Raw genomic sequence first — 23,651 nt, 5'->3', positions numbered from 1 at the left:
CTATCACCATCCCGTTAGAGTCAACGACAGACCCTTGACAAGGATGTCAATGCCCTGCTTGCCGACGCACCGGCCCGTCAACTTCAATTTTGGGTGCTCTAGCTTCTTGGAAACGCTGCGCTAATGAGATGTTCGTCATGTCAATATCCCAGTCTGCGATACGGATCTACTTTTGCATGGTCTTGCGGCCACCGAGGCACGAATTCCTTCCCACCATCACGGGCGGGGACGGGCTCGTGATTCAGTTCCATCGATCGTTCAGTTGTTGCTGATCTTCTGGAATATCCTCCGGTGGACTGAACTGCTTTATGAAACCACTCCTTATCAAGGCCAGTGCAAGCGCGCCGACTGTGTTCAGCGTGCTGCCAACCTCAGTTCGCAATCCATTCTTCTATACCGTAGACTTCTCAATCGCCCCCCTCACGACATCTTGAAATTCTCCGCGTTTCAAAATAACTTGCCGAACACTGCTAAGGTCTTCCCTGACCCCAGAGATCAGCTTCGCCCGCTCTCCGAGCTCCACAAGAAAGAGGTAATACCCTTCATCAGAGAGGCTTTCCGGTGATACGAGATGCGTGAAATCGCTGACCTCGGCACCCGAATCAATTGAGGGAAAAGCGAGTTTGCAAAGTCGCTTATATGCAGAATCCAGCGGCAAATTAAACACCTCCTCGTTTTCGACAGGATGATTCATGGCGTTCAGCAGACTTAGTCCATGAAGATCGACTCCGATCGTAGACCGCAGGGACCAAATCAATTCTCCCGCGACGAAGCAACCAAAGCATCCATTCTTGAAACTATCGGTCGACCAAGATTCAACTGAGTCGAACCAAATGGCGAACGTATCAGGGTTGCCAGATAACATTTACTTCCCCTTAAAACCGAGTGATCGTCTGACGTCGATCGGAATCTTCGAAACGTTGAGCGGCGCGGATAAATCGCCAGTAGAGCCGGACCAGTGATAAACGCCATTTCCGTCCGAGTAGAATCGATTGATGTTGCCGCGGGAATCGATAGCATAACGCACGTTGTCCCCTCCCGGAATTGAGGAGTTAAACAGGTCCAGCGAATTGCCAGGTTCAGTACCCGAGCAGGCTGGTTTCGCCCTTCGGCACGCCGACGCCCATGTAGTCGTTCGAGATCGTAAACGCCGGGATCTCGTAGTTCTGCTTGTCCGGCACGTTCGCGAGCAGGCCGATCAGCTTCGGGCCATCCTGAGTGATCGCCTGCACGTTGCCCGCGCGCAGCGCGGCGAATGCGAACGGCGTGTCGTCGTACGCGACGATCGTCGCCTTCGGGAATTTCTCGCGCAGCGTGATCTCGTTGGTCGTGCCCTTGTCCGCGCCGACGCGCAGGCCGTTCAGCTGGTCGGCCGACTTCAGCACGCCCTTCTTCGCGAGAAACTGCTGGCCCGACGAGAAATACGGGATGCTGAAGTCGACCTGCTTCGCGCGCTCGTCGGTGATCGTGAAGTTCGCGACCACGAGATCGACCTTGCCGGACGTCAGGAACGGGATGCGGTTCGCGGGGTTGGTCGGTTGCAGTTGCAGCTTCACGCCGAGCGTGTCGGCAAGCGCCTTCGCGTAATCGACGTCGAGACCGACGATGTGGTTGCTTTTCGCGTCGACATAGCCGAACGGCGGATTGCTGTCGAACGTCGCGACGCGCAGCACGCCGGCCTTCTTGATGTCGTCCAGACGATCCGCATGCGCGACGGTGCCTGCGGTGATGAGCGCGACCCCGATGAGCCACGCAGCGAGCGTGTTGATTTTCATGAGCACGACCTGATTTGTCATGGAGGCCGCCGCGGATCGCGCGGCGGCACGGTTCGAAGCACATCGCGACGGAGTATGCCGTCGCGAAGCCACTAACGTATCAGCGCGTGCGGCGAATCCGAACCAACAAATGGCGCTTTGCTCTGCGGATTTCGTGATGAAGCGCGGCCCACGCATCGCGCGCGTTCATCACGCCGCCCCACGCTCGCGCTCACTCGTCGCCGTCATCCGTGCCGCCGGCGGTGGACACCGCACACAGAAATTCACCGTCGCCATTGTCCTGCAGGTAGTCGAGCGACCGGTCCATGCTCAGGAACGACAGCGTGCCCGATGCGCCAAGTGCGAACAGCGTGCGGTGGTCCGGCGCGAAGATGGCCTGCGACACGCCGCCCGTCACCGGAAATTCGCCGACCGTGCGGCGCGTCGCGGTCTTGATCACGCGCAACGGCTTGTCGTCGTATCCGGTCACCGCGATCAGCGTGCCGTCGCCATTGCCGTCGAAACCGTGCATCGACGTCTGGCAGACCGGATAGCTGTCGCGCGCGACCAGGCTCGACGCGTCGCGCCACTGCACCGACGACGCGTTGTAGAACCACGTTCCCGCACCGTTCGCGCCCGGCATCGCCTGAATGAAATCCTGATCGACCGGATAGGTCTGGACCGGGGCATTCGTCGCCGTATCGAACGCGACGATCGCGCCCTTCTGCATCGCGTAGGCATACAGTCGCCGGCCATCGGGCGACAACCACATCGACAGCGCGCGGCCGAACTCGACGCCCGCCGCATCGTGCTCGCCGAGCGGCAGCGTCGCGATGACCTGCGGCCAGTGCGCGAGGCTGACGACGGAGATCGTGTCATCGAGGCTGTTCAGCACGTAGAGCCTGTCGTTCGAGGCGGACGCGACGACCGCGCGCGGAAACCGGCCAAGCGCCACGCCGTCGACGATCGCGCCGCTGTTCAGGTCGATCCGCACGAGGCCGTTCTGGCGCATCGACGCGACGTAGGCGTACCGCTCGTCCGGGCTCACATAGACGCCGCTCGCGCCGCGCCCGCGGCACATATTGCCCGGGCAGCCGTCGAGCCCCGTCTTGAACGGCTCGCCCGTGACGGTGCGCACGACCGCGCGTCGATTGACGTCGACGACGACGAGCGTGTTCGCGTCGATGTCGGTCACGTACAGGCGCTTGCCGGATGCTCCGAGCACCATCGCGTACGGCGACTTGCCGACCGGCACGACCGTGCCGGCGGCCTGCTCGGCTGACACCGGTGCCGGACGGTGCTGCTCGTCGTCGCGGATCTGCGCGTCGATCGCCGCCGCCTGCCGTTTCGCCTGACGCTGCGCGGCGTCGTGCGCCATCTCCCGATCCATCTCGACACGCCACGCCTGCAATTCCTCGCTGCCGGCCCGCTGCGCGGCGAACAGCATCGCGGCGCTGCCGAGCACCGCAAGCATGAGCGGCACGACGACACCGCCGCGGACCTGCCCCGGCCCGCCGGCGCCGTAGATCAACCAGCCGGCGACGAAGCCGGCGATCACGCCGCCGAGATGCGCGGCCTGGTCGATGCCGCCGATGAAGAAGCCCGACGCGAGATTGATCGCGATCACCTGCCCGACCGCACCGAGGTTGATCACGCCCGGCGCGTCGTGCCCGCCTTCGCGCGCGCGGCGCAGCGCGAAGGCCGCGGCCGCACCGGCCAGCCCCATCAGCGCGCCCGACGCGCCGACGCTCACGACCGGCTTGATGCCGCTCGTCTGAAGCGCGACACCGAACGCGAGGCTGGTGCCGGCGACCTCGTGATAGCCATGCCACAGCGCGCTCAACAACGAGCCGCCGAGTGCGGACAGCAGATAGACGACGCCGAATCGCAGCGTCCCGCCGACGCGTTCGAGCACGGCGCCGAGCACGACGAGCATGTACAGGTTCAGCGCGAGATGCGTCCAGCCGCCGTGCAGGAACGCGCTGGTCAGCAGCCGCCACGGCTGCCCGGTAAGCGTATAGGGCGCGAAGTTCGCGCCCCAGTCGAGCAATAGCCCGTTCGATAGCGGGCCATACGACGCTTGCCGCCACATCAGCATAAAGATGACTGCATTGACGACGGCCAGCAGAATCGTCAGCCACGGCATCGGGCGTTGTTGTTCTCTCATAGGGATCTTGGTATGGGTTGCCGCGCGCAAGCCGCGCGAGCGCCATTATATTTCGCGTCCCGTCAGGAGAACGTGGCGACACTGGCCTGCGGATCCGGAATAAAAAGACGCCCGCTGCACGCAGCGGGCGCGAATCCCAGTCAAGGAGGTGTCACAGGAACTACGCAGCCAGATTAAGGAAATCGCGCGCCACGGACAACGAATCGATTTCCATATCGATATGACGGGCCGCGCTCATGTCGACATTCCCCGGGTCGAGCCGCCACGACCACCGCACGCGTCATCGCCCGTCGCAAAAAAACGTCCCGCCGATCGGCGGGACGTTCGTCATGATGCACGAGCGCGCAACACGCGGCCGATCACGGCTCGTGACGCAGATACCCTTCCTTGCTCGGATCGCGCATCCGCCACGACACGATCAGCGAGATCGCGCACAGCACGGTCACGTACCAGTAGAACGTTTCCTCGCTGCCGATCGACTTGAACCACAGCGCGACGTACTCGGCCGAGCCGCCGAAGATCGCGTTCGCCACCGCATACGACAGGCCGACGCCCATCGCGCGCACTTCCGGCGGGAACATCTCGGCCTTGATCAGGCCGCTGATCGACGTGTAGAAGCTGACGATCGCCAGCGCCACCGTGATCAGCACGAACGCGGCGACCGGGCTCGTCACGGTCTTCAGCGCATGCATCAGCGGCACCGTGCCGATCACCGCGAACGAACCGAACAGGATCATCGACGTGCGGCGGCCGATCTTGTCCGACAGCGCGCCGAACACCGGCTGCATCAGCATGTAGACGAGCAGCGCGACGGTCATCACGTTGCTGGCCGTCTTCGCATGCATGCCGGCGGTATTCACGAGGTACTTCTGCATGTACGTCGTGAACGTGTAGAAGATCAGCGAGCCGCCGGCCGTGAAGCCGACCACCGTGAAGAACGCGCCCTTGTGCTGCCATACGCCGCGGATCGTGCCGGCATCCTTCTTGTCGCGCGATGCGCTCGTCGACGTCTCGTCGAGCGACTTGCGCAGGTACAGCGAAATCAGCGCGGCCGCCGCGCCGACCACGAACGGAATGCGCCAGCCCCACGCTTTCAGCTCGCCGGCCGACAGCGTCTGCTGCAGGATCACGAGCACCAGGAGTGCGCACAGCTGGCCGCCGATTAGCGTCACGTACTGGAACGACGCGAAGAAGCCGCGCCGCCCCTTCAGCGCGACTTCACTCATGTAGGTCGCGCTCGTCCCGTACTCGCCACCCACCGACAAGCCCTGGAACAGGCGCGCGACCAGCAGCAGCGCCGGCGCGAGCGCGCCGATCTGCGCATAGGTCGGCAGCACCGCGATCACCAGCGACCCGCCGCACATCATCAGCACGGAGATCATCATCGCCGTGCGCCTGCCGTGGCGGTCGGCGATGCGGCCGAACAGCCAGCCGCCGATCGGACGCATCAGGAAGCCGGCCGCGAACACGCCCGCCGTGTTCAGCAGCTGCGTCGTCGTGTTGCCGCTCGGGAAGAACGCCGGCGCGAAGTACAGCGCGCAGAACGAGTAGATGTAGAAGTCGAACCATTCGACGAGGTTGCCCGATGAGGCGCCGACGATGGCGAACACGCGCCGCCGGGTGTCGTGCGCGGACAGCGCAGCTTGGTCGGTCTGGACGTCCATGGGGTGGTCTGTTCCTTGTAGTACTTTCTGGGCGAGACGGCTGGGGCCGCCGCGTGCGATCGCACGTGGCACCGGTTCCGGCGCACGGCGCTAGGGGATTTTAGCGAAATGTAAAGTAACAAGCGCTCCGGGTTCGTCCCGATGTAGAAGATTTTTCTCCCGCCACGCGTTCGTCATATGAAAACGCCAGCCCGAAGGCTGGCGTCCGATGCAAACATGGTCGACGCGACGATCACACGCGCACTTCCGGCGGCACGTAGCGGCACTCGTAGCGCTTGCGCACGGTGCCGGCCTCGTCGACGCTTTCCAGGTACACGTCGAACTGCCAGAGCCGCGCCATGTGCTTGAGCACTTCGTCGCTGTCGTTCGACAGGTGGCGGTTGTCGGTCATGAAGTGGCGCAGCGTGAGGCTGCGGTCGCCGCGCGTGTTGACGGCCCACACCTGGATGTTCGGCTCGCGGTGATGGATGTCGTACTGCCGCGACAACGCCTGCCGCACGTACTGGTAGCCGGAGTCGTCGTGGATCGCCGAGACCTCGAGCGAATCGCGCATGTCGTCGTCGAGCACCGAGAAGAGCCGCATCTCGCGGATCAGGTTCGGCGACAGGTACTGCGCGATGAAGCTCTCGTCCTTGAAGTTGCGCATCGCGTAGTGCATCGCCGGCAGCCACGGCGTGCCCGCGATCTCCGGAAACCACTTGTAGTCTTCCTCCGTCGGCGCTTCGCAGATCCGTCGGATGTCGCTCATCATCGAAAAACCGAGCGCATACGGGTTGATCCCGCTGTAGTACGGCTTCGTGACGGGCGGCTGGTAGACCACGTTGCTGTGCGAATGCAGGAACTCCATCATGAAGCCGTCTTCCAGCTTCCCCTGGTTGTACAGCGTATTGAGCAGCGTGTAGTGCCAGAACGTCGCCCAGCCTTCGTTCATCACCTGCGTCTGCCGCTGCGGATAGAAATACTGGCCGATCTTGCGCACGATGCGGATCACTTCCCGCTCCCACGGCTCGAGCAGCGGCGCATTCTTCTCAGCGAAATACAGCAGGTTCTCCTGCGGCTCGGACGGATAGCGGTCGTCCTGCTCCTCCGTGAGCTCGGGTTTCTTGCCCGGCAGCGTGCGCCACAGCTCGTTGACCTGCGACTGCAGGTACGCCTCGCGCTCGCGCCGCAGCGCCGCTTCCTTCGACAGCGACGGTTTCTGCGGCCGCTTGTAGCGGTCGACGCCGTAGTTCATCAGCGCATGGCACGAGTCGAGCAGTTCCTCGACGCGATCGAGGCCGTAGCGCTCCTCGCATTCCGCGACATAGTTCTTCGCGTACACCAGATAGTCGATGATCGCGTGCGCGTCGGTCCACAGCCGGAACAGGTAGTTGCCCTTGAAGAACGAATTGTGCCCATACGCCGCGTGCGCGATGACGAGCGCCTGCATCGTCATCGTGTTCTCTTCCATCAGATACGCGATGCACGGGTTCGAATTGATGACGATTTCGTAGGCGAGGCCCATCTGGCCGCGGCGGTAGCTCTTCTCGGTCGCGAGGAAGTGCTTGCCGAACGACCAGTGACGGTAGTTGACGGGCATCCCGACCGACGCATACGCATCCATCATCTGCTCGGCGCTGATCAGTTCGAGCTGGATCGGGTAGATGTCGAGCTCGTATTGTTCGGCGACCTGCGCGATGTGCGTGTCGTATTCCTCGAGCAATTCGAACGTCCAGTCGGACGGGCACGGCAGCGGCTTGCGTTCGGCAACGTTCATACGCGCTTCCTTCTGCCCGGAACCGGGCAAGTCGGCGGCCGGCGGCGGCGGTTCGGCCTGCGCGCGTTGCTGCGGTGCGGCAGGGCCGGCCGTGTCGTCGCCGGAGGGGCGCGGCTCGTAGCCGCGCGACTCGTTGTGCAGGTGGCGGGTCGTCATGACATTTCCACCTGCTTTTCGAACAATTCGCGAAACACCGGGTAAATGTCCGCAGCCGATTCCACTTTTTTCATCGCGAGATGCGGTTGCGACAAGGCCAGTTGCGCGTATTCCAGCCACAGATTCTGCTCTTCCGGCGCGACCTGGATATACGCGAAGTAACGCGTCTTGGTGAGGATATCCTCTTCCAGGATTTTGCGACACTTGGGCGAATCGTCAGTCCAGTTGTCGCCGTCGGACGCCTGCGCGCCGTAGATGTTCCACTCGGTCGGCGAGTAGCGCTCGTCCATCACCTTGCGCATCAGTTCGAGCGCGCTCGACACGACCGTGCCGCCGCTTTCGGTCGAGTGGAAGAAGGTGTCCTCGTCGACTTCCTCGGCGCGCGTGTGGTGACGGATGAACACGACTTCGATGCGCTCGTAGTTGCGCTTGAGGAACAGGTAAAGCAGGATGAAGAAGCGCTTCGCGAGATCCTTGCGCTGCTCGTCCATCGACCCCGACACGTCCATCAGGCAGAACATCACGGCCTGGCTCGACGGTTGCGGCTGCTTCACGCGGTTGATGTAGCGCAGGTCGAACGGATCGATGAACGGAATCCGCCAGATGCGCCCTTTCAGGTGATGAATCTCGGCCTCGAGCGTCGCGATTTCCGCGCGGCGGTCTTCGGGGTCGCTCTTCAGCGCTTCAAGCTGCGCCTCGAGCTCGCGCAGCTCGTTGACGAGCGGCGAACCGAGCGCGATGCGCCGGCCGAGCGCGCTGCGCAGCGAACGCACGACGTCGATGTTGTTCGGCGTGCCTTCCGCCGACCAGCCCGCGCGCACGTTCTTCCAGCTCGGCACCGTCAGCAGGTGCGTCTTCACGAGGCGCGGCAGTTCGAGATCGTCGAAGAAGTACTGCATGAACTCGTCGCGCGACAGCTCGAACACGAAGTCGTCCTGCCCTTCACCCTCGTTGCTCGCCTGACTGCCGCCGCCGCCCGAGCCGCCCTGCGGACGCGGAATCTTGTCGCCGCGCACGTAGTCTTCATTACCCGGGTGCACGTATTCGCGACGCCCGCCCGGCGCGTGCCGGAAATTCGGCTCCGCGATGTCCTTGCGCGGGATCGTGATGCTCTGCGTGCTCTGGATATCCTTGATGCTACGGCCGCGCACCGCGTCGGACACGGCACGACGAATGTAGTTCTTGACGCGACGCAGAAAGCGTTCGCGATTGGCGATGCTCTTGTTCTTGCCGGCCAGCCTGCGGTCGATGATTTGATGAAGCACTCCCGGTCTCCCGCTCGAAAGTCGATCTGCCGGGGCACTCGCCGCGCATGCCGTGTGCCGTCATGCGGGCGGCGCCTCTGAAAGCGCCCGTACGGACTCGCCGTACGGGCGCGATACCGCGCGCGTCATGACGACTTGCGCACGCGCAGGTACCAGTCGCAAAGCAGCCTTACCTGCTTCGGCGTATAGCCCTTCGCGACCATCCGGTTCACAAAGTCCTCATGCTTGCGCTGCTCCTCCGCCGAACCCTTGGCGTTGAATGAAATGACAGGCAACAGTTCCTCGGTGTTCGAGAACATCTTCTTCTCGATCACGACGCGCAGCTTCTCGTAGCTCGTCCACACCGGGTTCTTGCCGGCGTTCGCCGCCCGTGCGCGCAACACGAAGTTGACGATCTCGTTGCGGAAATCCTTCGGATTGCTGATCCCGGCCGGCTTCTCGATCTTCTCCAGTTCCGCATTCAGCGCGGCGCGGTCGAAGCTCTCGCCCGTGTCGTGATCGCGGAATTCCTGATCCTGGATCCAGAAGTCCGCATACGTGACGTAGCGATCGAAGATGTTCTGGCCGTATTCCGAATACGACTCGAGATACGCCGTCTGGATCTCCTTGCCGATGAACTCCGCGTAGCGCGACGCGAGCACGTCCTTCACGAAGGACAGATACTTCTGCTCGGTTTCCGGCGGGAACTGCTCGCGTTCGATCTGCTGTTCGAGCACGTACATCAGATGCACCGGGTTCGCCGCGACCTCGCTCGTATCGAAGTTGAACACGCGCGACAGGATCTTGAACGCGAAGCGTGTCGACACGCCGGTCATCCCTTCGTCCACGCCCGCGTAGTCGCGATACTCCTGGTACGACTTCGCCTTCGGATCGGTGTCCTTCAGGTTTTCGCCGTCGTATACCTGCATCTTCGAGAACAGGCTCGAATTCTCCGGCTCGTGCAGGCGCGACAGCACCGAGAACTGCGACATCATCTTCAGCGTGCCCGGCGCGCATACGGCCTCGGCCAGCGACGAGTTGCGGATCAGCTTCTCGTAGATCTTGATCTCTTCCGACACGCGCAGGCAGTACGGCACCTTCACGACGAAGATCCGGTCGAGCAATGCCTCGTTGTTGCGGTTGTTGCGGAACGCCTTCCACTCCGATTCGTTGGAGTGCGCAAGAATCACGCCGTCGAACGGAATCGCGCCGAAACCTTCGGTACCCTTGAAGTTGCCTTCCTGCGTGGCGGTCAACAGCGGGTGCAGCACCTTGATCGGCGCCTTGAACATTTCGACGAATTCGAGCAGGCCCTGGTTCGCGAGACACAGGCCGCCCGAGTAGCTGTACGCGTCGGCATCGTCCTGCGCGTACTGTTCGAGCTTGCGGATATCGACCTTGCCCACCAGCGACGAGATGTCCTGATTGTTCTCGTCGCCCGGCTCCGTCTTCGCGATGCCGACCTGCCGCAGGATCGACGGATAGCGGCGCACCACGCGGAACTGGCGGATGTCGCCGTTGTATTCGTGCAGGCGCTTGACCGCCCACGGACTCAGGATGCTTTTGAGGTAGCGGCGCGGAATGCCGTACTGTTCCTCGAGGATCGGGCCATCCTCGTCGTAGTCGAACAGCCCGAGCGGCGATTCGTTGACGGGCGAGCCCTTCAGCGCATAGAACGGCACGCGCTCCATCAGTTGCTTCAGGCGCTCGGCGATCGACGACTTGCCGCCGCCCACCGGGCCCAGCAGATAGAGAATCTGCTTCTTCTCTTCAAGACCTTGCGCAGCGTGGCGGAAGTATGCGACCACCTGCTCGATCACCTCCTCCATTCCGTAGAACTCACGGAATGCCGGATACACCTTGATGACCTTGTTCGCGAAGATCCGCGACAGGCGCGGGTCGTTGCGGGTATCGATCTGTTCAGGTTCCCCGATTGCTTCCAGCATGCGTTCACCAGCCGTCGCGTACGCGGATGGATCGTTCTTGCAGAGCGCGAGATACTCCTCCAGCGAGAGCTCTTCCTCTCGCGTTTTTTCGAAGCGGTTCGCGAAGCTGCTGTAAATATCCATGCTACCTCCCTCGCCTGAGTCTGAAGACGTGCCTGCCTTCGTACGACTGCGCAGAAGCAAGCGCGTTCGAATTCATCCTAAACCCTTTCTTATTTTTTTTCACGAACTCTTCGTATGAAGTTCGTCATTCTCGACAACACCGCTTGGACAACGCATTTCGTCGTTTTACAATCGACCTCCCGAGCCGCAGAAACTGCATCCGCCGCGTCTCGTCGAACATCGAAACGTCTCGTGCGTTGGACACCTCCGACGTCGCCGCTTCTCCCCTTCATCCCTATACGTTCGAGCGCTCGCGTGCGATGACACGCCGCGCGCACCGTTACAAATTTTTTTCGCAGTCCCTTACGGACATACCCGTACGACGAACGCGGGAACACGACGCGCACGCAGCGCTTCCCGGGGGATCCGTCGGCGCACGACGCGCCACGCACGTGCCGATGCACGCTCGATCGTCCGCGCTGTCACATTCGACCGGTCGCGGAAACGACGACGCCCGCAATCGCGGGCGTCGTGCGTCGCCAAATGGGGATAGATACGCGACGCGCGTGGATCAGAACGTCTCCCAGTCGTCGCCGCCCGCGGTCGCGGCGGCCGGCGCGGGCGCGGGCGCCGCCGATACGGCGGCAGGCTTGCGCGCCGGCGTCGCGGCGGCCGCGCGTTTCGGCGCGGCGTCGCGTTCGACGCGTGCGGCAGCCGGTGCGGGCGCCGCAGCCGAGACGGAAGGCACGGCAGACGCGCGCGGCGCGGGACGCGCCGCCACCGCAACGACGGCGCCCGCGCGGGCCGCTGCGTCGTCGAGCTGGAATACCGCCGCCGTTTCGCGCAGGCGGGCCGCCTGTTCCTCGAGCGACTGCGCGGCAGCCGCGGCTTCCTCGACGAGTGCGGCGTTCTGCTGCGTGACCTCGTCCATCTGCGTGACCGCGCGCGCCACCTGGTCGATCCCGCTGCTCTGCTCCTCGGACGCCGCCGCGATCTCGCCCATGATGTCCGTCACGCGCTGGACCGCGCCGATCACGTCGCTCATCGTGCGCCCTGCTTCGTCGACCAGCGTCGAGCCGGTCCGGATACGCTCCACCGACGCGTCGATCAGCGCCTTGATTTCCTTCGCCGCGCTCGACGAACGCTGCGCGAGGCTGCGCACTTCGCCGGCGACGACCGCGAAACCGCGGCCTTCCTCGCCCGCCCGCGCGGCTTCGACGGCCGCATTCAGCGCAAGAATGTTGGTCTGGAACGCGATTCCCTCGATGATCGCGATGATGTCCGCGATTTTCGCCGAGCTGTCGTTGATTTCGCCCATCGTGCCGACCACCTGGCCGACCACCGTATTGCCCTTGTTTGCAATCTCCGACGCATTCGCGGCCAGCGAGCTCGCCTGACGCGCATTGTCCGCGTTCTGCTTCACGGTGCCGGTCAGTTGCTCCATGCTCGACGCGGTTTCCTGCAGCGCCGAGGCCTGTTCCTCGGTGCGCGACGACAGGTCGATGTTGCCGGCCGCGATCTGGCGGGCCGCGGTCGCGATCGACTCGCTGCCGCCGCGCACGGTGCGCACCGTGTCGACGAGCCCGCGCTGCATCCTCGCGAGGCCTTCCAGCATCCGGCCCATCTCGTCGCGCCGGTCCACGACGATCGGCCGGCGCAGGTCGCCCGCGGCGATCGCGTCGAAATGCGACAGCGCGTCGGCGATCGGACGGCCGATCGCGCGGCTCAGCGCCAGCCACGACAGTACCGCGGCGCCGATGCCGGCCAGCAGCATGACGATCGCCAGCGCGCGCATCGTCCCGAACACCGATTCCGCCTGATCGAACCGCGCCTGCGCATTGGTGAACTGGAAGCCGCGCAGCGCTTCACCGGCCGCGGCCAGCTCGGTATAGCGCGCCTGAAGCTGCTTCGCGCCGTCGCCGATCCGGTCGTGATCGCCGGCCACGACCGCACTCGCGAACGCGTCGCAACTGCCCTGCAGCACCTTGCGCCGGGCGGCGACGTCCTGTGCAAGCCGGTCTTCGTCGGCTTCGCGCGGCAGCGCAAGGTATTTCTGCCACCAGGCGTCCGATTGCGCCCGCATCGCGCGGCTGCGCTCGATGGCCGCCGCCGAGTCGGGCGTACCGACCAGCAGCGCCGCACGGTCGAGGGCGAGACGCTCGCGCGCGGAGAACATTTCCGCCATCGCCACGTCGACCGCGCTCGGCATCTGGTTCGTGAAAATCTCGCGCATCGAATCGTTCGAGCGCGTCATCCCGTGCAGACCGAGCACGCCGGTGACCCCGAGCAGTACCGCCAGAAACGCCATCGTCAAACCGATGCGCGCACGAATCGTCAGGTTCCTGAACACCATCATCCATCCTGTGTTGCGTCGTCATGAACGGGCCGGGCCCGTTGGCTCGAAGCATTGCTTCACTCGGTGCATTTACGACCGCGCCACGCATAACTTGATGGTTTTGGCGTGTTTACTTCAAATTATTCGTCCGTATATTGAATAAGTCTGAATAAATGACGAAATTCGGGGCTGGATGGAGAATCGGGGTAAAGGCCTGGGGGAAGCGGCAACGGATTGCCGGCGGCGCGGCCGGCCGTCTCATGCGACGGACCCGGCAGCACGGCGAGCGGGAAACCGGTGATCCGGCCCTAGTCGGCCAGTTCGGCACGCGTCGGAATCGACGGCTGCGCGCCCGCGCGCGTAACCGACAGTGCCGCCGCGCGTTGCGCGAAGCGGATGGCTGTATCGACATCCGCGCCGGCCGCGAGCCGTGCGGAAAACCCGCCGATAAAGGTGTCGCCGGCCGCCGTCGTGTCGACGGCCTGCACGACCGGCGCCGGATAGTGGCGCGCGGTGCCGTCGGCCGTCAGCGCCAGCACGCCGCGCGCACCGAGCGTGATCAGTACGTTGCGCGCGCCGCCGGTCCGAAGCGCCCGCGCAGCGGCTTCGGCCTCCGCCGGGTCACGCACCGGCAGCCCCGTCAGCGCGGCCGCCTCGACCTCGTTCGGGATCAGGTAATCGACGAGCGGCAGCCAGCCGTCCGGCAGCGGTGCGACGGCCGGGGCCGGATTGAGCACCACCGTGCGGCCGAGCCGGCGCCCGGCCGATAGCGCCGCGAACACCGCGTCCGGCGGCGTCTCGAGCTGGCAGATCAGCACGTCGGCCGCCGCCAGCGCGGCCTCGTGCCGCGCGATCGTATCGGTCGTGACCTCGCCGTTGCCGCCCGCGACGATCACGATCGCGTTCTGGCTCGCATCGTCGACGACGATCAGCGCGACGCCGGTCGACGCCGATGCGCTCGTCGCGAGCCCCGTGCAATCGATTCCCTCGGCCTCGAGGCCCGCGCGCAGTGCCGCGCCATGCGCATCCGCGCCGACGCAGCCGATCATCGCGACCTGCGCGCCGAGCCGGGCCGCGGCGACGGCCTGGTTGCCGCCCTTGCCGCCCGCCGCCTGCGCGAACGCGTGCCCGGCGAGCGTTTCGCCCGGCAGCGGCAGCCGCGGCGCGCGCACGACGAGATCCATGTTGAGGCTGCCGACCACCGTCACGCGGCCGGCGCCCGTTGCGCGCGCCGTCATGCGCGCGCGCCCGGCGCGGCCGGCTCGCGGTAGACCGCCGTCGATTCGCGCAGCACGAGGCGCGGCGACACGACGCGGCGGCGGCTCGGCACGGCGCTCGAGCCGCCGCCGATCCGTTCGATCAGCGTCTGGGCGGCCATTTCGCCGAGCGCGCGCACCGACTGGCCGACCGTCGACAGTGCCGGATACGTGTAGCGGGAAAATTCGATGTCGTCGAAGCCGATGATCGAGCAGTCGTCGGGCACGCGCAGCCCGCGCTCGGCCGCCGCGCGCAGCGCGCCGACGCCCATCAGGTCGTTGCCCGCGAAGATCGCGCTCGGCCGCACCGATTCGAACAGCCGCGCCGCCGCGTGATAGCCGCCGAGGCACGAGAAATCGCTTTCGGCGATCGCGCCCGGCACGATGTCGACCCCGCGCTCGGCCATCGCGCGGATGAAGCCGTGCACGCGCATCGCGCTGACCGCGGTGTCGGTCGGCCCGGTGATGCAGCCGATCTTCGCGTGTCCGAGTTCGAGCAGGTGGCGCGTCGCCAGATACGCGCCGCGCTCGTGATCGATCTGCACGAGATCGGCCGCGAGCCCCTCGATGTTGCGGTCGACGACGACGAGCGGCGCATGGATGTCCGCGAGCGTCTGCGCGAGCACCGCGTCCTCGCCCGCCGACGCGACGATCAGCCCGTCGATGCGTTTTTCCTGCAGCACGCGCAGGTAGTTGCGTTGCTTCACGGGATCGTCGTCCGAATTGCAGAAGAACACGCAATAGCCGTTGGCCGCGCACTGATCCTCGATGCCGCGCGCCAGCTCGGCGAAGTACGGATTCGTGCTGTTCGGCACGACGAGGCCGATGGTCGCCGTCGCCCGCGCCTTCAGCGAGCGCGCCACGGCCGATGGCACGTAATTCAGCTCGCGGATCGCGCCCTCGACCTTCGCACGCACGTCGGCGGACACCGGCCGCGAATTGTTCACCACGTGCGAGACGGTCGTAAACGACACGCCCGCCATGGCCGCCACATCCTTGATCGTCGCCATTTCCCGTTTCTCTCTGGTCTGTTCTGTCTGTCTTTTTACCGCACGCGCGTACGCCGGCTCCGATACGTATCGAGCACGACCGCCACCACGATCACCGCACCCGTGATGATCCGTTTCGTCGGCTCGTTCGCCCCGATCTGCGCGAGCCCCGCGGCCAGCACGGAGATGATCAACACGCCGAAGAACGTGCTGATCACCGAGCCGCGCCCGCCCATCAGGCTCGTGCCGCCGATCACGACGGCGGCGATGACCTGCAGCTCGAGGCCCGCACCCGCGTTCGGATCGGCCGCCTCGAGCCGCGAAATCTGGAACAGCGACGCGAGCCCCGCGAGCGCGCCCATCAGGGCGAATACGAGGATTTTATACGGCCGCGGGTTAACCCCTGCAAGTCGCACCGCTTCCTCGTTCGTGCCGATCCCGACCAGATAGCGCCCGAACACGGTGCGCGTCAGCACGAACTGTGCCGCGATCATCACCGCGACCGCGATCAGGAACGCCGGCGAGATGCCCAGCGCGATCGGGTTCGACAGGAAGTCGAACGCGTCGCCGATATACGCGGTGCGCGAATTCGTCAGCTGGTACGCGAGGCCGCGCGCGGCCTCCAGCACACCGAGCGACACGATGAACGACGGAATCCGCCACCCGACCGTGACCGCGCCGGTGAGCGCGCCCGTGGCGGTCGCGACCGCGATCCCGATCAGCGCGGCCGGCAGCGGCCCCCACTGCCATTTCAGCGCGGCGACGCTGACCATCGACGCGGCGAGCGCGAGCACGGAGCCGACCGACAGGTCGATCCCGGCGATGATCAGCACGAACGTCATCCCGACCGACATCACGACGAGATCGGGAATCTGGTTCGCGATCGTGCTGAACGTGTCGTAGGTCAGGAAATGCGAGCTCAGCACCGAGAACAGCGCGATCATCGCGGCCAGCGCGCCGGCGAGCCCGAGATAGGTCGACACGCCGAGCCGCGTGCCGGACAGCGTGCGCGCGCGGCGCCCCGTCACGTCCTGCTGCGCGCCTGCGTCGGTCGAGGATACGGGAGGCTGGGTCATTGCTGTCGTCCTGTCGTCGAAGTGCCGGGAGCGGCGCCGCGCGCGTGCTCCGCATCCGGATGCTGCATGGCGGCCGCCGGCGTCTCGCGGCCGAAGCCGGCGAACGCCGCGGCCAGCAACGCGTCCTGGGTCCAGTTGCCGCGCTCGAACACGGCGGTCATGCGCCCGGCCGACATCACGCCGATCCGGTCGCAAATCAGCATCAGCTCGCGCAGGTCGCTCGATACGACCACCAGCGCGCGGCCTTCACGCGCGAGCGCGCCCATCAAAGTGTAGATCTCGAATTTGGCGCCGACGTCGATCCCGCGCGTCGGCTCGTCGAACAGCAGCACGCCCATGTCGCGCGCGAGCCAGCGGCCGATCACGACCTTCTGCTGGTTGCCGCCCGACAGCTCGCCCACCGGCTGCGCCGCGCCGTGCGTACGGATCCGCAGCGCATCGATCTGCTGCTCGGCGAGCGCCGTTTCGCGTGCCGAATCGACGATGCCACCGCGCGCGAGCCGGTTGAGCTGGCCGAGCGACACGTTCGCGGTGATCGACTGCGACAGCAGCAGCCCTTCGCCCTTGCGATCCTCGGTGATCAGCGCAATGCCCCGCTTCACCGCATCGACCGGCGACGCGATCCGCGCCGGCTTCAGCGGCTGGCCGACCGCGATCGTCCCGGCATCCGGCGTATCGGCGCCGTAGATCAACCGCAGCAGCTCGGTGCGCCCCGCGCCGATCAGCCCCGAGATCCCGAAGATCTCGCCCGCGCGCACCTCGAGCGACACGTCGCGCACCGCCGTCCCGCGCGTGAGGCCCGATATGGCGAGCCGCGGCGCGCCGAAGCGGCGCTCGCCGAGATCGATGTGTTCGCCGATCTCGCGCCCGACCATCAGCGTGACGAGCCCGTCGGAGGTCGTCGCCGCCATGTCGCCCGCATGCACGAGCCGGCCGTCGCGCAGCACCGCGACGCGCTCGGCGACGCGCGCGAGCTCCTCGAGCCGGTGCGAGATGTAGACGATCGCGACGCCGCGCGCCTTCAGCCGGTCGATCTGCTCGAACAGCAGCTCGACTTCGCGCGCGGTCAGCATCGCGGTCGGCTCGTCGAGAATCAGCACGCGGCAGTCGCCGATCAGGTTGCGCGCGATCTCGACCATTTGCTGGTGGCCGATGCCGAGCGCGCCGACCGGCGTATCGGGGTCGACCGCGTCGAGCCCGACCTGCGCCATCGCCGCGCGCGCGTCCTCGCGCAGCCGCGCGCGATCGATGATGCCGAAACGCCGCGGCAGGCGGTTCAGGAACAGGTTTTCGGCAACGCTGAGCGTCGGCAGCAGGTTCAGCTCCTGCATCACCATGCGCACGCCGAGCGCCTCGGCCTGCGTGCGGCTCGCCGGCGCATAGGCTTCCCCGCCGAGCTGCATCGTGCCGGCGGTCGGCTCGACGAGCCCGCCGATGATCTTCGACAGCGTGCTCTTGCCGGCGCCGTTCTCGCCGGTGAGCGCGAGCGCCTGGCCCGCGCCGAGCGTCAGCGTGACGTCGGCGAGGACGGGTTCGGCATAGGTCTTGCCGATGCCGGAGACGGACAGCACGGGGTGGGCTGAACGGGAGGGTTGGAAGGTCGGTTCCATCGCGATCCTGGTTGCGGCCGCGCGCACGGGGCGCGCGGGTATGACGCTCACAAGTGCATGTGCATGCAGTGGCCGTGATCGCGCTCACACCGGATAACGGCCGCCGCGCCGGATTCTTGAGCGCGGCGGCCGGACCGGTGCGGCGTTACTTCGTCACGAGATCCACCGGCGTCTCGACCACGCCGGACATGTCGGCCTGCTTGCGATGCTCGGCGATCGCCTTGAGCGCCGTGTCGATGCCGAACACGGCCTGCTTCGCCGCGTACTGGTCGGCGGTCGCGAGCACGCGGCCGTCCTTCAGCATCGGCTTGATCGCGTTGATGTTGTCGTAGCCGACCACGAGCACCTTGCCCTGCTTGCCGGCCGCGCGCACGGCCGACACGGCGCCGATCGCCATGTTGTCGTTGCCGCACAGCAGCGCCTTCAGGTTCGGGTATTCGTTGAGCATCGCGGCGGCCACCGCATTGCCCTTGTCGATTTCCCATTCGCCCGACTGCACCGACACGACCTTCATCCCGCCCGCCTTCATCGCGTCCTGGAAGCCGGCCGTGCGCTGCTGCGCGTTGGTCGTCGTCGACACGCCTTCCACGATGCCGACCTGGTCGCCCGCCTTCAGCCGCTTCGCGAGGTAATCGCCGATCTTGCGCGCGCCCTTGCGGTTGTCCGGACCGACGAACGGCACGTTCAGGTTCTTCGACTTCAGCACGTCGGGATCGAGCCGGTTGTCGATGTTCACGACGACGATGCCCGCATCGACGGCCTTCTTCACGACCGGCACGAGCGCCTTCGAATCGGCCGGCGCCAGCACGATCACATCGACCTTGGACACGATCATCTGCTCGACGATGCGGATCTGGTTCGCGGTGTCGGTCTCGTCCTTGATGCCGTTGGTGATCAGGTCGAACTGGTTCGCGTTGTGTTTCTGGTATTCCTTCGCGCCCGTTTCCATGGTCAGGAAGAACTCGTTGGCGAGCGACTTCATCACGAGCGCGACCTTCGGCTTGGCCGCGGACTGCGCGTGGACGACCGGGGCGGCGGCGACCGCGACGGCGGCGAGCGCGGCGGTCAGGAAGCGACGGCGAAAGCGGACATTCATACACATCTCCTGGCGACTGGCCCGAAGGCCGGATTGTTGTTCGGTTGTTGTTTTAATGAGAGCAAACGTTTGCGTCACACTACCCGGGCAATGGCCATCGATGCTGCTGTCGGTACCACGGAATGGAAACGAGGCAGACGGCCGACTGCCTGGCGCGTGCTGGCGTTGACGCGCCGCCGCCGGCGGGACGCCGGCGGAGTGAAGGCTATGCTGTACCGATTCGCTTCGGCGCGCAACCTGTCTAACCAATATTTAAGGGTTTATTCGGAGCGCGCGAGCGCGCTTCACGACGCGCAAATACGACACTCGCGATGCCGACGGCGGCTCGCCGAAGCGCCGTGCAGTTCGGCGTCGCCGGTTGTTCTTGTTTTTCTGTCGCAGAGGAATGCAAGCCGAGCGTCGGCCGATGCTTCGAGCGTGATGGCGGCCATCCCCGCCATCACGCACCGCCGCCCGGTGTGGCGTACGGCAAGGTGGGCGTCATGCGTATCGCGCGCCGTCCGCGGCGTCTGCCCGGACAGCGCGCGACACGCGCGAATCAAACGGCTTCGCGCAACAGCCCTGCGATTTCCGCTTCGTTCAGGTGCGGCGCGAACATTTCGATCAGCCGGTACGCGTAGGCACGCAGGAATGCACCCTTGCGCAGCCCGACCCGCGTCGTGCTCGCCTCGAACAGATGCTGCGTGTCGAGCGCGACGAGCCCCGTATCGCGCTGCGGGTCGTAGGCCATCGCCGCGACCACGCCGACCCCCATCCCGAGCTCGACGTAGGTCTTGATCACGTCCGCGTCGATCGCGGTCAGCACGACGTCGGGCACGGCGCCCGCCTGCGTGAACGCCTGGTCGATGTGCGAGCGGCCCGTGAAGTCCTGGTCGTACGTGATGATCGGGTATTCGGCGATTTCCTCGAGCGTCAGGTTCTCGCGGCCGACGAGCGGGTGGCCCTTCGGCACGACGACCGTGTGGTGCCACGAATAGCACGGGAACGTGACGATGTCCGGATAGCGGTCGAGCGCCTCGGTCGAGATGCCGAGATCGGCCTCGCCGTTCAGGATCATCTGCGCGATCTGCTGCGGGCTGCCCTGGCGCAGCGCGAGATGCACCTTCGGGAACACCTCGGTGAACTGCCGGATCACCTTCGGTAGCGCGTAACGCGCCTGCGTGTGCGTCGTCGCGACGACGAGGTGGCCGCTGTCCTGATCGGCGAACTGGCGCGCGACGCGGCGCAGGTTCTCGGCGTCGAGCAGCATCCGCTCGATCAGCTGGTGCACCGCCTTGCCGGGCTCCGTGAGCCCCGTCAGCCGCTTGCCGCGCCGAATGAAGATGTCGACGCCTAGCTCATCTTCCAGATCCTTGATCTGTTTCGACACGCCTGACTGCGACGTGTACAGCACGTTCGCGACTTCCGTCAGGTTCATGTTCTGGCGCACCGCTTCGCGCACGAACCGCAATTGCTGAAAATTCATGGGTATGCCTCTTAGGCTGTCGTTGTTTGCTTGTCGAATCGGAGCGAATCCCGCCCTCTGCCCTGCATTGTCTCGTCAACGTGCGGGAAATACCCGCACCGCGCGCGGCACGGCGGTCGCGCCGTCGCCGACCTGCAGCGCAAGCGCGCGCCATGCGTCGCGGTCGAGTTCCGCCTCGAGCGCGCCGCCCGCGCGCGCCTCGAGCTCCACGCGCACCGAACCGCCGAGCGGAATCACGCGCCGCACGTCCACCGCGATGCCGTCGCGGTGCCCTTCGCCCGCCGGCCACAGCTGCAGATCGTGCGGCCGCACGTACGCGTTCGCGGGGCCCGCGAAATCGGCGTCGACCTCGATCGGCGCAGCCGCGCCCTCGGCGACGAAGCCGCGCCCGGCAACCGTGCCCGGCAGCCGGTTCGCCGCGCCGAGGAACTCGTACACGAACGCGCTTTGCGGATGATCGTAGACGTCCTGCGGGCTGCCGACCTGCTCGACGTGGCCGCGATTCAGCACGACGATGCGATCGGCCACCTCGAGCGCCTCTTCCTGGTCGTGCGTGACGAAGATCGTCGAGATGTGCAGGTCGTCGTGCAGGCGACGCAGCCAGCCGCGCAGTTCCTTGCGCACCTTCGCGTCGAGCGCGCCGAACGGTTCGTCGAGCAGCAGCACCTTCGGCTCGACCGCGAGCGCGCGGGCGAGCGCGATACGCTGGCGCTGGCCGCCCGACAGCTCGGACGGATAGCGTTGCGCGAGCCAGTCGAGCTGCACGAGCTTGAGCAGCTCGTGCACCTTCTCGCGAATCGCGGCTTCCGACGGCCGCTCGCGGCGCGGCTTCACGCGCAGCCCGAACGCGACGTTCTCGAACACCGTCATGTGGCGGAACAGCGCGTAGTGCTGGAACACGAAGCCGACCTGGCGCTCGCGCGCGCCGACCGACGCGACGTCGAGCCCCTGCAGCACGACCTGGCCGGCGTCCGCGTGCTCGAGGCCCGCGATCACGCGCAGCAGCGTGGTCTTGCCGCAGCCGGACGGCCCGAGCAGCGCGACCAGCTCGCCGGGCGGAAAGTCGAGCGAGACGTTGTCGAGGGCCGTGAAATCGCCGAAGCGCTTCTGAAGGTGACGGACGGTGATACCCATTCTGGTTGCCTCTTTACGATTTCGACGAAACGGCGCCGACAGGGCCGGCATGTGCGGGAACGGCGTCGTGCTTATCGGCCAGTTCGGCCGCGAGGTGACGCTCGGCGATCAGCTTCAGCGCGAGCGTGACGAGCGCGAGCAGCGCCAGCACCGACGCCACCGCGAACGCCGCCGCGAAGTTGTATTCGTTGTAAAGGATCTCCACGTGCAGCGGCATCGTGTCGGTCACGCCGCGGATGTGGCCGGACACGACCGACACCGCGCCGAACTCGCCCATCGCGCGCGCATTGCACAGGATCACGCCGTACAGCAGACCCCATCTCACGTTCGGCAGCGTCACGCGGCGGAAGATCTGCCAGCCCGACGCGCCGAGCACGCGCGCGGCTTCTTCCTCGTCGGTGCCTTGCGCCTGCATCAGCGGAATCAGCTCGCGCGCGACGAACGGGAACGTGACGAAGATCGTCGCGAGCACGATGCCCGGCACCGCGAAGATGATCTGCACGTCGTGATCCTGCAGCCACGGCCCGAACCAGCCCTGCGCGCCGAACAACAGCACGTACACGAGGCCCGAGATCACCGGCGACACCGAGAACGGCAGGTCGATCAGCGTCGTCAGCAGCGCCTTGCCGCGGAATTCGAACTTCGCGATCGCCCACGACGCGCACACGCCGAACGCGAGGTTCAGCGGCACCGCGATCACGGCGACGGTCAGCGTCAGCTTGATCGCCGACCACGCATCGGGATCGGCCAGCGATTCGAGATAGAAGCCGACGCCCTTGCGCAACGCCTCGACGAACACCGCGGCGAGCGGCACGACGAGGAAGAACGCGAGGAACGCCAGCGCGATGCCGGTGAGCAGCCAGCGCACGACGCGCGACTCGCTGACGGGGTCGAGCCGCTTCGCGGCACGCGCGGCCGGCGACGGGGTTTTCAGCACGACGGTGGCCTTCTGGCTCATTGCTGGCCTCCTGCTGCGACGGCGGTGCCGGCGGCGGGCGCCGGGCCGCTCGCGCCCTTGCTCGTCCTGCGCTGCAGATACCACTGCAGCGTGTTGATCAGCAGCAGCATCAGGAACGACACGACCAGCATCACGACCGCCAGCGCGGTGGCGCCCGCGTAGTCGTATTGCTCGAGCTTGGTGATGATCAGCAGCGACGTGATCTCGGATTTCATCGGCACGTTGCCGGCGATGAAGATCACCGAACCGTATTCGCCGAGCGCACGCGCGAACGCGAGCGCGAAACCGGTGAGCAGCGCCGGCAGCACGGCCGGCAGCACCACGCGGCGGAACGTCAACCAGCGCGACGCGCCCAGGCAAGCGGCGGCTTCTTCCTGCTCGCGCTCGAAATCCTCGAGCACCGGCTGCACGGTGCGCACGACGAACGGCAGCCCGATGAAGGTCAGCGCGACCAGCACGCCGGCCGGCGTGAACGCGATCTTGATGCCGAGCGGCGCCAGATACTGGCCGACCCAGCCGTTGGTCGCGTACACGGCCGCGAGCGAGATGCCGGCCACCGACGTCGGCAGCGCGAACGGCAGGTCGACGACCGCGTCGACGAGGCGCTTGAACGGGAACGTGTAGCGCACCAGCACCCAGGCGACGAGGAAGCCGAACACGGCGTTGATCAGCGCGCCGCCGAGCGCGGCCGAGAACGTCAGCCGGTACGACGCGAGCACGCGCGGCGACGTGACGGCGGTGACGAACTGGTCCCACGACAGCGTCGCGGTCTTCAGGAACGTGGCGGCGAGCGGAATCAGCACCACGAGGCTCAAATAGGCCACCGTGATGCCGAGTGTCACGCCGAAACCGGGCAGCGCGCTCGGCTTGCGAAAGGTGTACGTCGTCATCGGATGCTCTTGCTGGGTCGATGCTGCTCACGGGCCCGACGCAAACGCCGGCG

The 23,651-nt window shown here is 65.8% G+C and carries 16 protein-coding genes and 1 pseudogene; all 17 read right to left on the bottom strand.

The annotated features are described in order from the left end of the window. Positions 1-391 precede the first annotated feature (391 nt). The gene (locus CFB89_RS07900) at positions 392-865 is read right to left on the bottom strand and encodes an immunity 42 family protein (protein WP_089467390.1); all 474 of its coding nucleotides are present in this window, start codon (positions 863-865) and stop codon (positions 392-394) included. Positions 866-1,082: 217 nt separating this feature from the next. Then, positions 1,083-1,775 (bottom strand): annotated as a pseudogene (locus tag CFB89_RS07895) (ABC transporter substrate-binding protein); the annotation flags it as partial. A gap of 211 nt (positions 1,776-1,986) precedes the next feature. After that, the gene (locus CFB89_RS07890; protein WP_089467389.1) at positions 1,987-3,921 is read right to left on the bottom strand and encodes a rhomboid family intramembrane serine protease; all 1,935 of its coding nucleotides are present in this window, start codon (positions 3,919-3,921) and stop codon (positions 1,987-1,989) included. Between the two features lie 359 nt (positions 3,922-4,280). Continuing rightward, on the bottom strand, positions 4,281-5,585 hold the full coding sequence (locus CFB89_RS07885; RefSeq protein WP_089467388.1) for an MFS family transporter: 1,305 nt from the start codon (positions 5,583-5,585) through the stop codon (positions 4,281-4,283). Positions 5,586-5,817: 232 nt separating this feature from the next. Next, positions 5,818-7,497, bottom strand: a complete 1,680-nt coding sequence (locus CFB89_RS07880) for a SpoVR family protein (protein ID WP_089467387.1) — start codon at positions 7,495-7,497, stop codon at positions 5,818-5,820. Beyond that, positions 7,494-8,762, bottom strand: coding sequence for a YeaH/YhbH family protein (locus CFB89_RS07875; RefSeq protein ID WP_089467386.1), 1,269 nt, complete (start codon positions 8,760-8,762; stop codon positions 7,494-7,496). The genes CFB89_RS07880 and CFB89_RS07875 overlap by 4 nt, the downstream gene beginning before the upstream one ends. A gap of 125 nt (positions 8,763-8,887) precedes the next feature. Next, the gene (locus CFB89_RS07870) at positions 8,888-10,810 is read right to left on the bottom strand and encodes a PrkA family serine protein kinase (RefSeq protein ID WP_027784391.1); all 1,923 of its coding nucleotides are present in this window, start codon (positions 10,808-10,810) and stop codon (positions 8,888-8,890) included. Positions 10,811-11,360: 550 nt separating this feature from the next. Further along, positions 11,361-13,142, bottom strand: a complete 1,782-nt coding sequence (locus CFB89_RS07860) for a methyl-accepting chemotaxis protein (protein WP_089467947.1) — start codon at positions 13,140-13,142, stop codon at positions 11,361-11,363. Between the two features lie 290 nt (positions 13,143-13,432). After that, positions 13,433-14,362, bottom strand: a complete 930-nt coding sequence (rbsK, locus tag CFB89_RS07855; RefSeq protein ID WP_089467385.1) for a ribokinase — start codon at positions 14,360-14,362, stop codon at positions 13,433-13,435. Beyond that, the gene (locus tag CFB89_RS07850) at positions 14,359-15,390 is read right to left on the bottom strand and encodes a LacI family DNA-binding transcriptional regulator (RefSeq protein WP_089467384.1); all 1,032 of its coding nucleotides are present in this window, start codon (positions 15,388-15,390) and stop codon (positions 14,359-14,361) included. The genes rbsK and CFB89_RS07850 overlap by 4 nt, the downstream gene beginning before the upstream one ends. A 35-nt stretch (positions 15,391-15,425) precedes the next feature. Next, on the bottom strand, positions 15,426-16,445 hold the full coding sequence (locus CFB89_RS07845; RefSeq protein ID WP_089467383.1) for an ABC transporter permease: 1,020 nt from the start codon (positions 16,443-16,445) through the stop codon (positions 15,426-15,428). Beyond that, positions 16,442-18,055 (bottom strand): sugar ABC transporter ATP-binding protein, encoded by a 1,614-nt coding sequence (locus tag CFB89_RS07840; RefSeq protein WP_089467382.1) that lies wholly within the window; start codon positions 18,053-18,055, stop codon positions 16,442-16,444. The genes CFB89_RS07845 and CFB89_RS07840 overlap by 4 nt, the downstream gene beginning before the upstream one ends. A 145-nt stretch (positions 18,056-18,200) precedes the next feature. Then, entirely contained in the window at positions 18,201-19,151 is a 951-nt protein-coding gene (locus tag CFB89_RS07835) for a sugar ABC transporter substrate-binding protein (RefSeq protein ID WP_089467381.1), read from the bottom strand. A gap of 538 nt (positions 19,152-19,689) precedes the next feature. Continuing rightward, positions 19,690-20,616, bottom strand: coding sequence for a CysB family HTH-type transcriptional regulator (locus tag CFB89_RS07830; protein ID WP_089467380.1), 927 nt, complete (start codon positions 20,614-20,616; stop codon positions 19,690-19,692). A gap of 75 nt (positions 20,617-20,691) precedes the next feature. Next, positions 20,692-21,750 carry a sulfate/molybdate ABC transporter ATP-binding protein gene (locus CFB89_RS07825; RefSeq protein ID WP_089467379.1) on the bottom strand — a complete coding sequence of 353 codons (1,059 nt, stop codon included), beginning with the start codon at positions 21,748-21,750 and terminating at the stop codon, positions 20,692-20,694. Between the two features lie 13 nt (positions 21,751-21,763). Next, positions 21,764-22,708: a sulfate ABC transporter permease subunit CysW gene (gene cysW, locus CFB89_RS07820; protein ID WP_089467378.1), complete on the bottom strand. Its 945-nt coding sequence runs from the start codon at positions 22,706-22,708 to the stop codon at positions 21,764-21,766. Then, complete coding sequence (cysT, locus tag CFB89_RS07815) at positions 22,705-23,598, bottom strand: sulfate ABC transporter permease subunit CysT (RefSeq protein WP_089467377.1); 894 nt, start codon at positions 23,596-23,598, stop codon at positions 22,705-22,707. Before cysT ends, cysW begins: the two co-directional genes overlap by 4 nt. Positions 23,599-23,651: the final 53 nt, after the last annotated feature.

The sequence above is a fragment of the Burkholderia sp. AU16741 genome, from assembly GCF_002223345.1.
GTDB lineage: Bacteria > Pseudomonadota > Gammaproteobacteria > Burkholderiales > Burkholderiaceae > Burkholderia > Burkholderia sola.
This window is presented reverse-complemented; position numbering and strand designations above follow the sequence as displayed.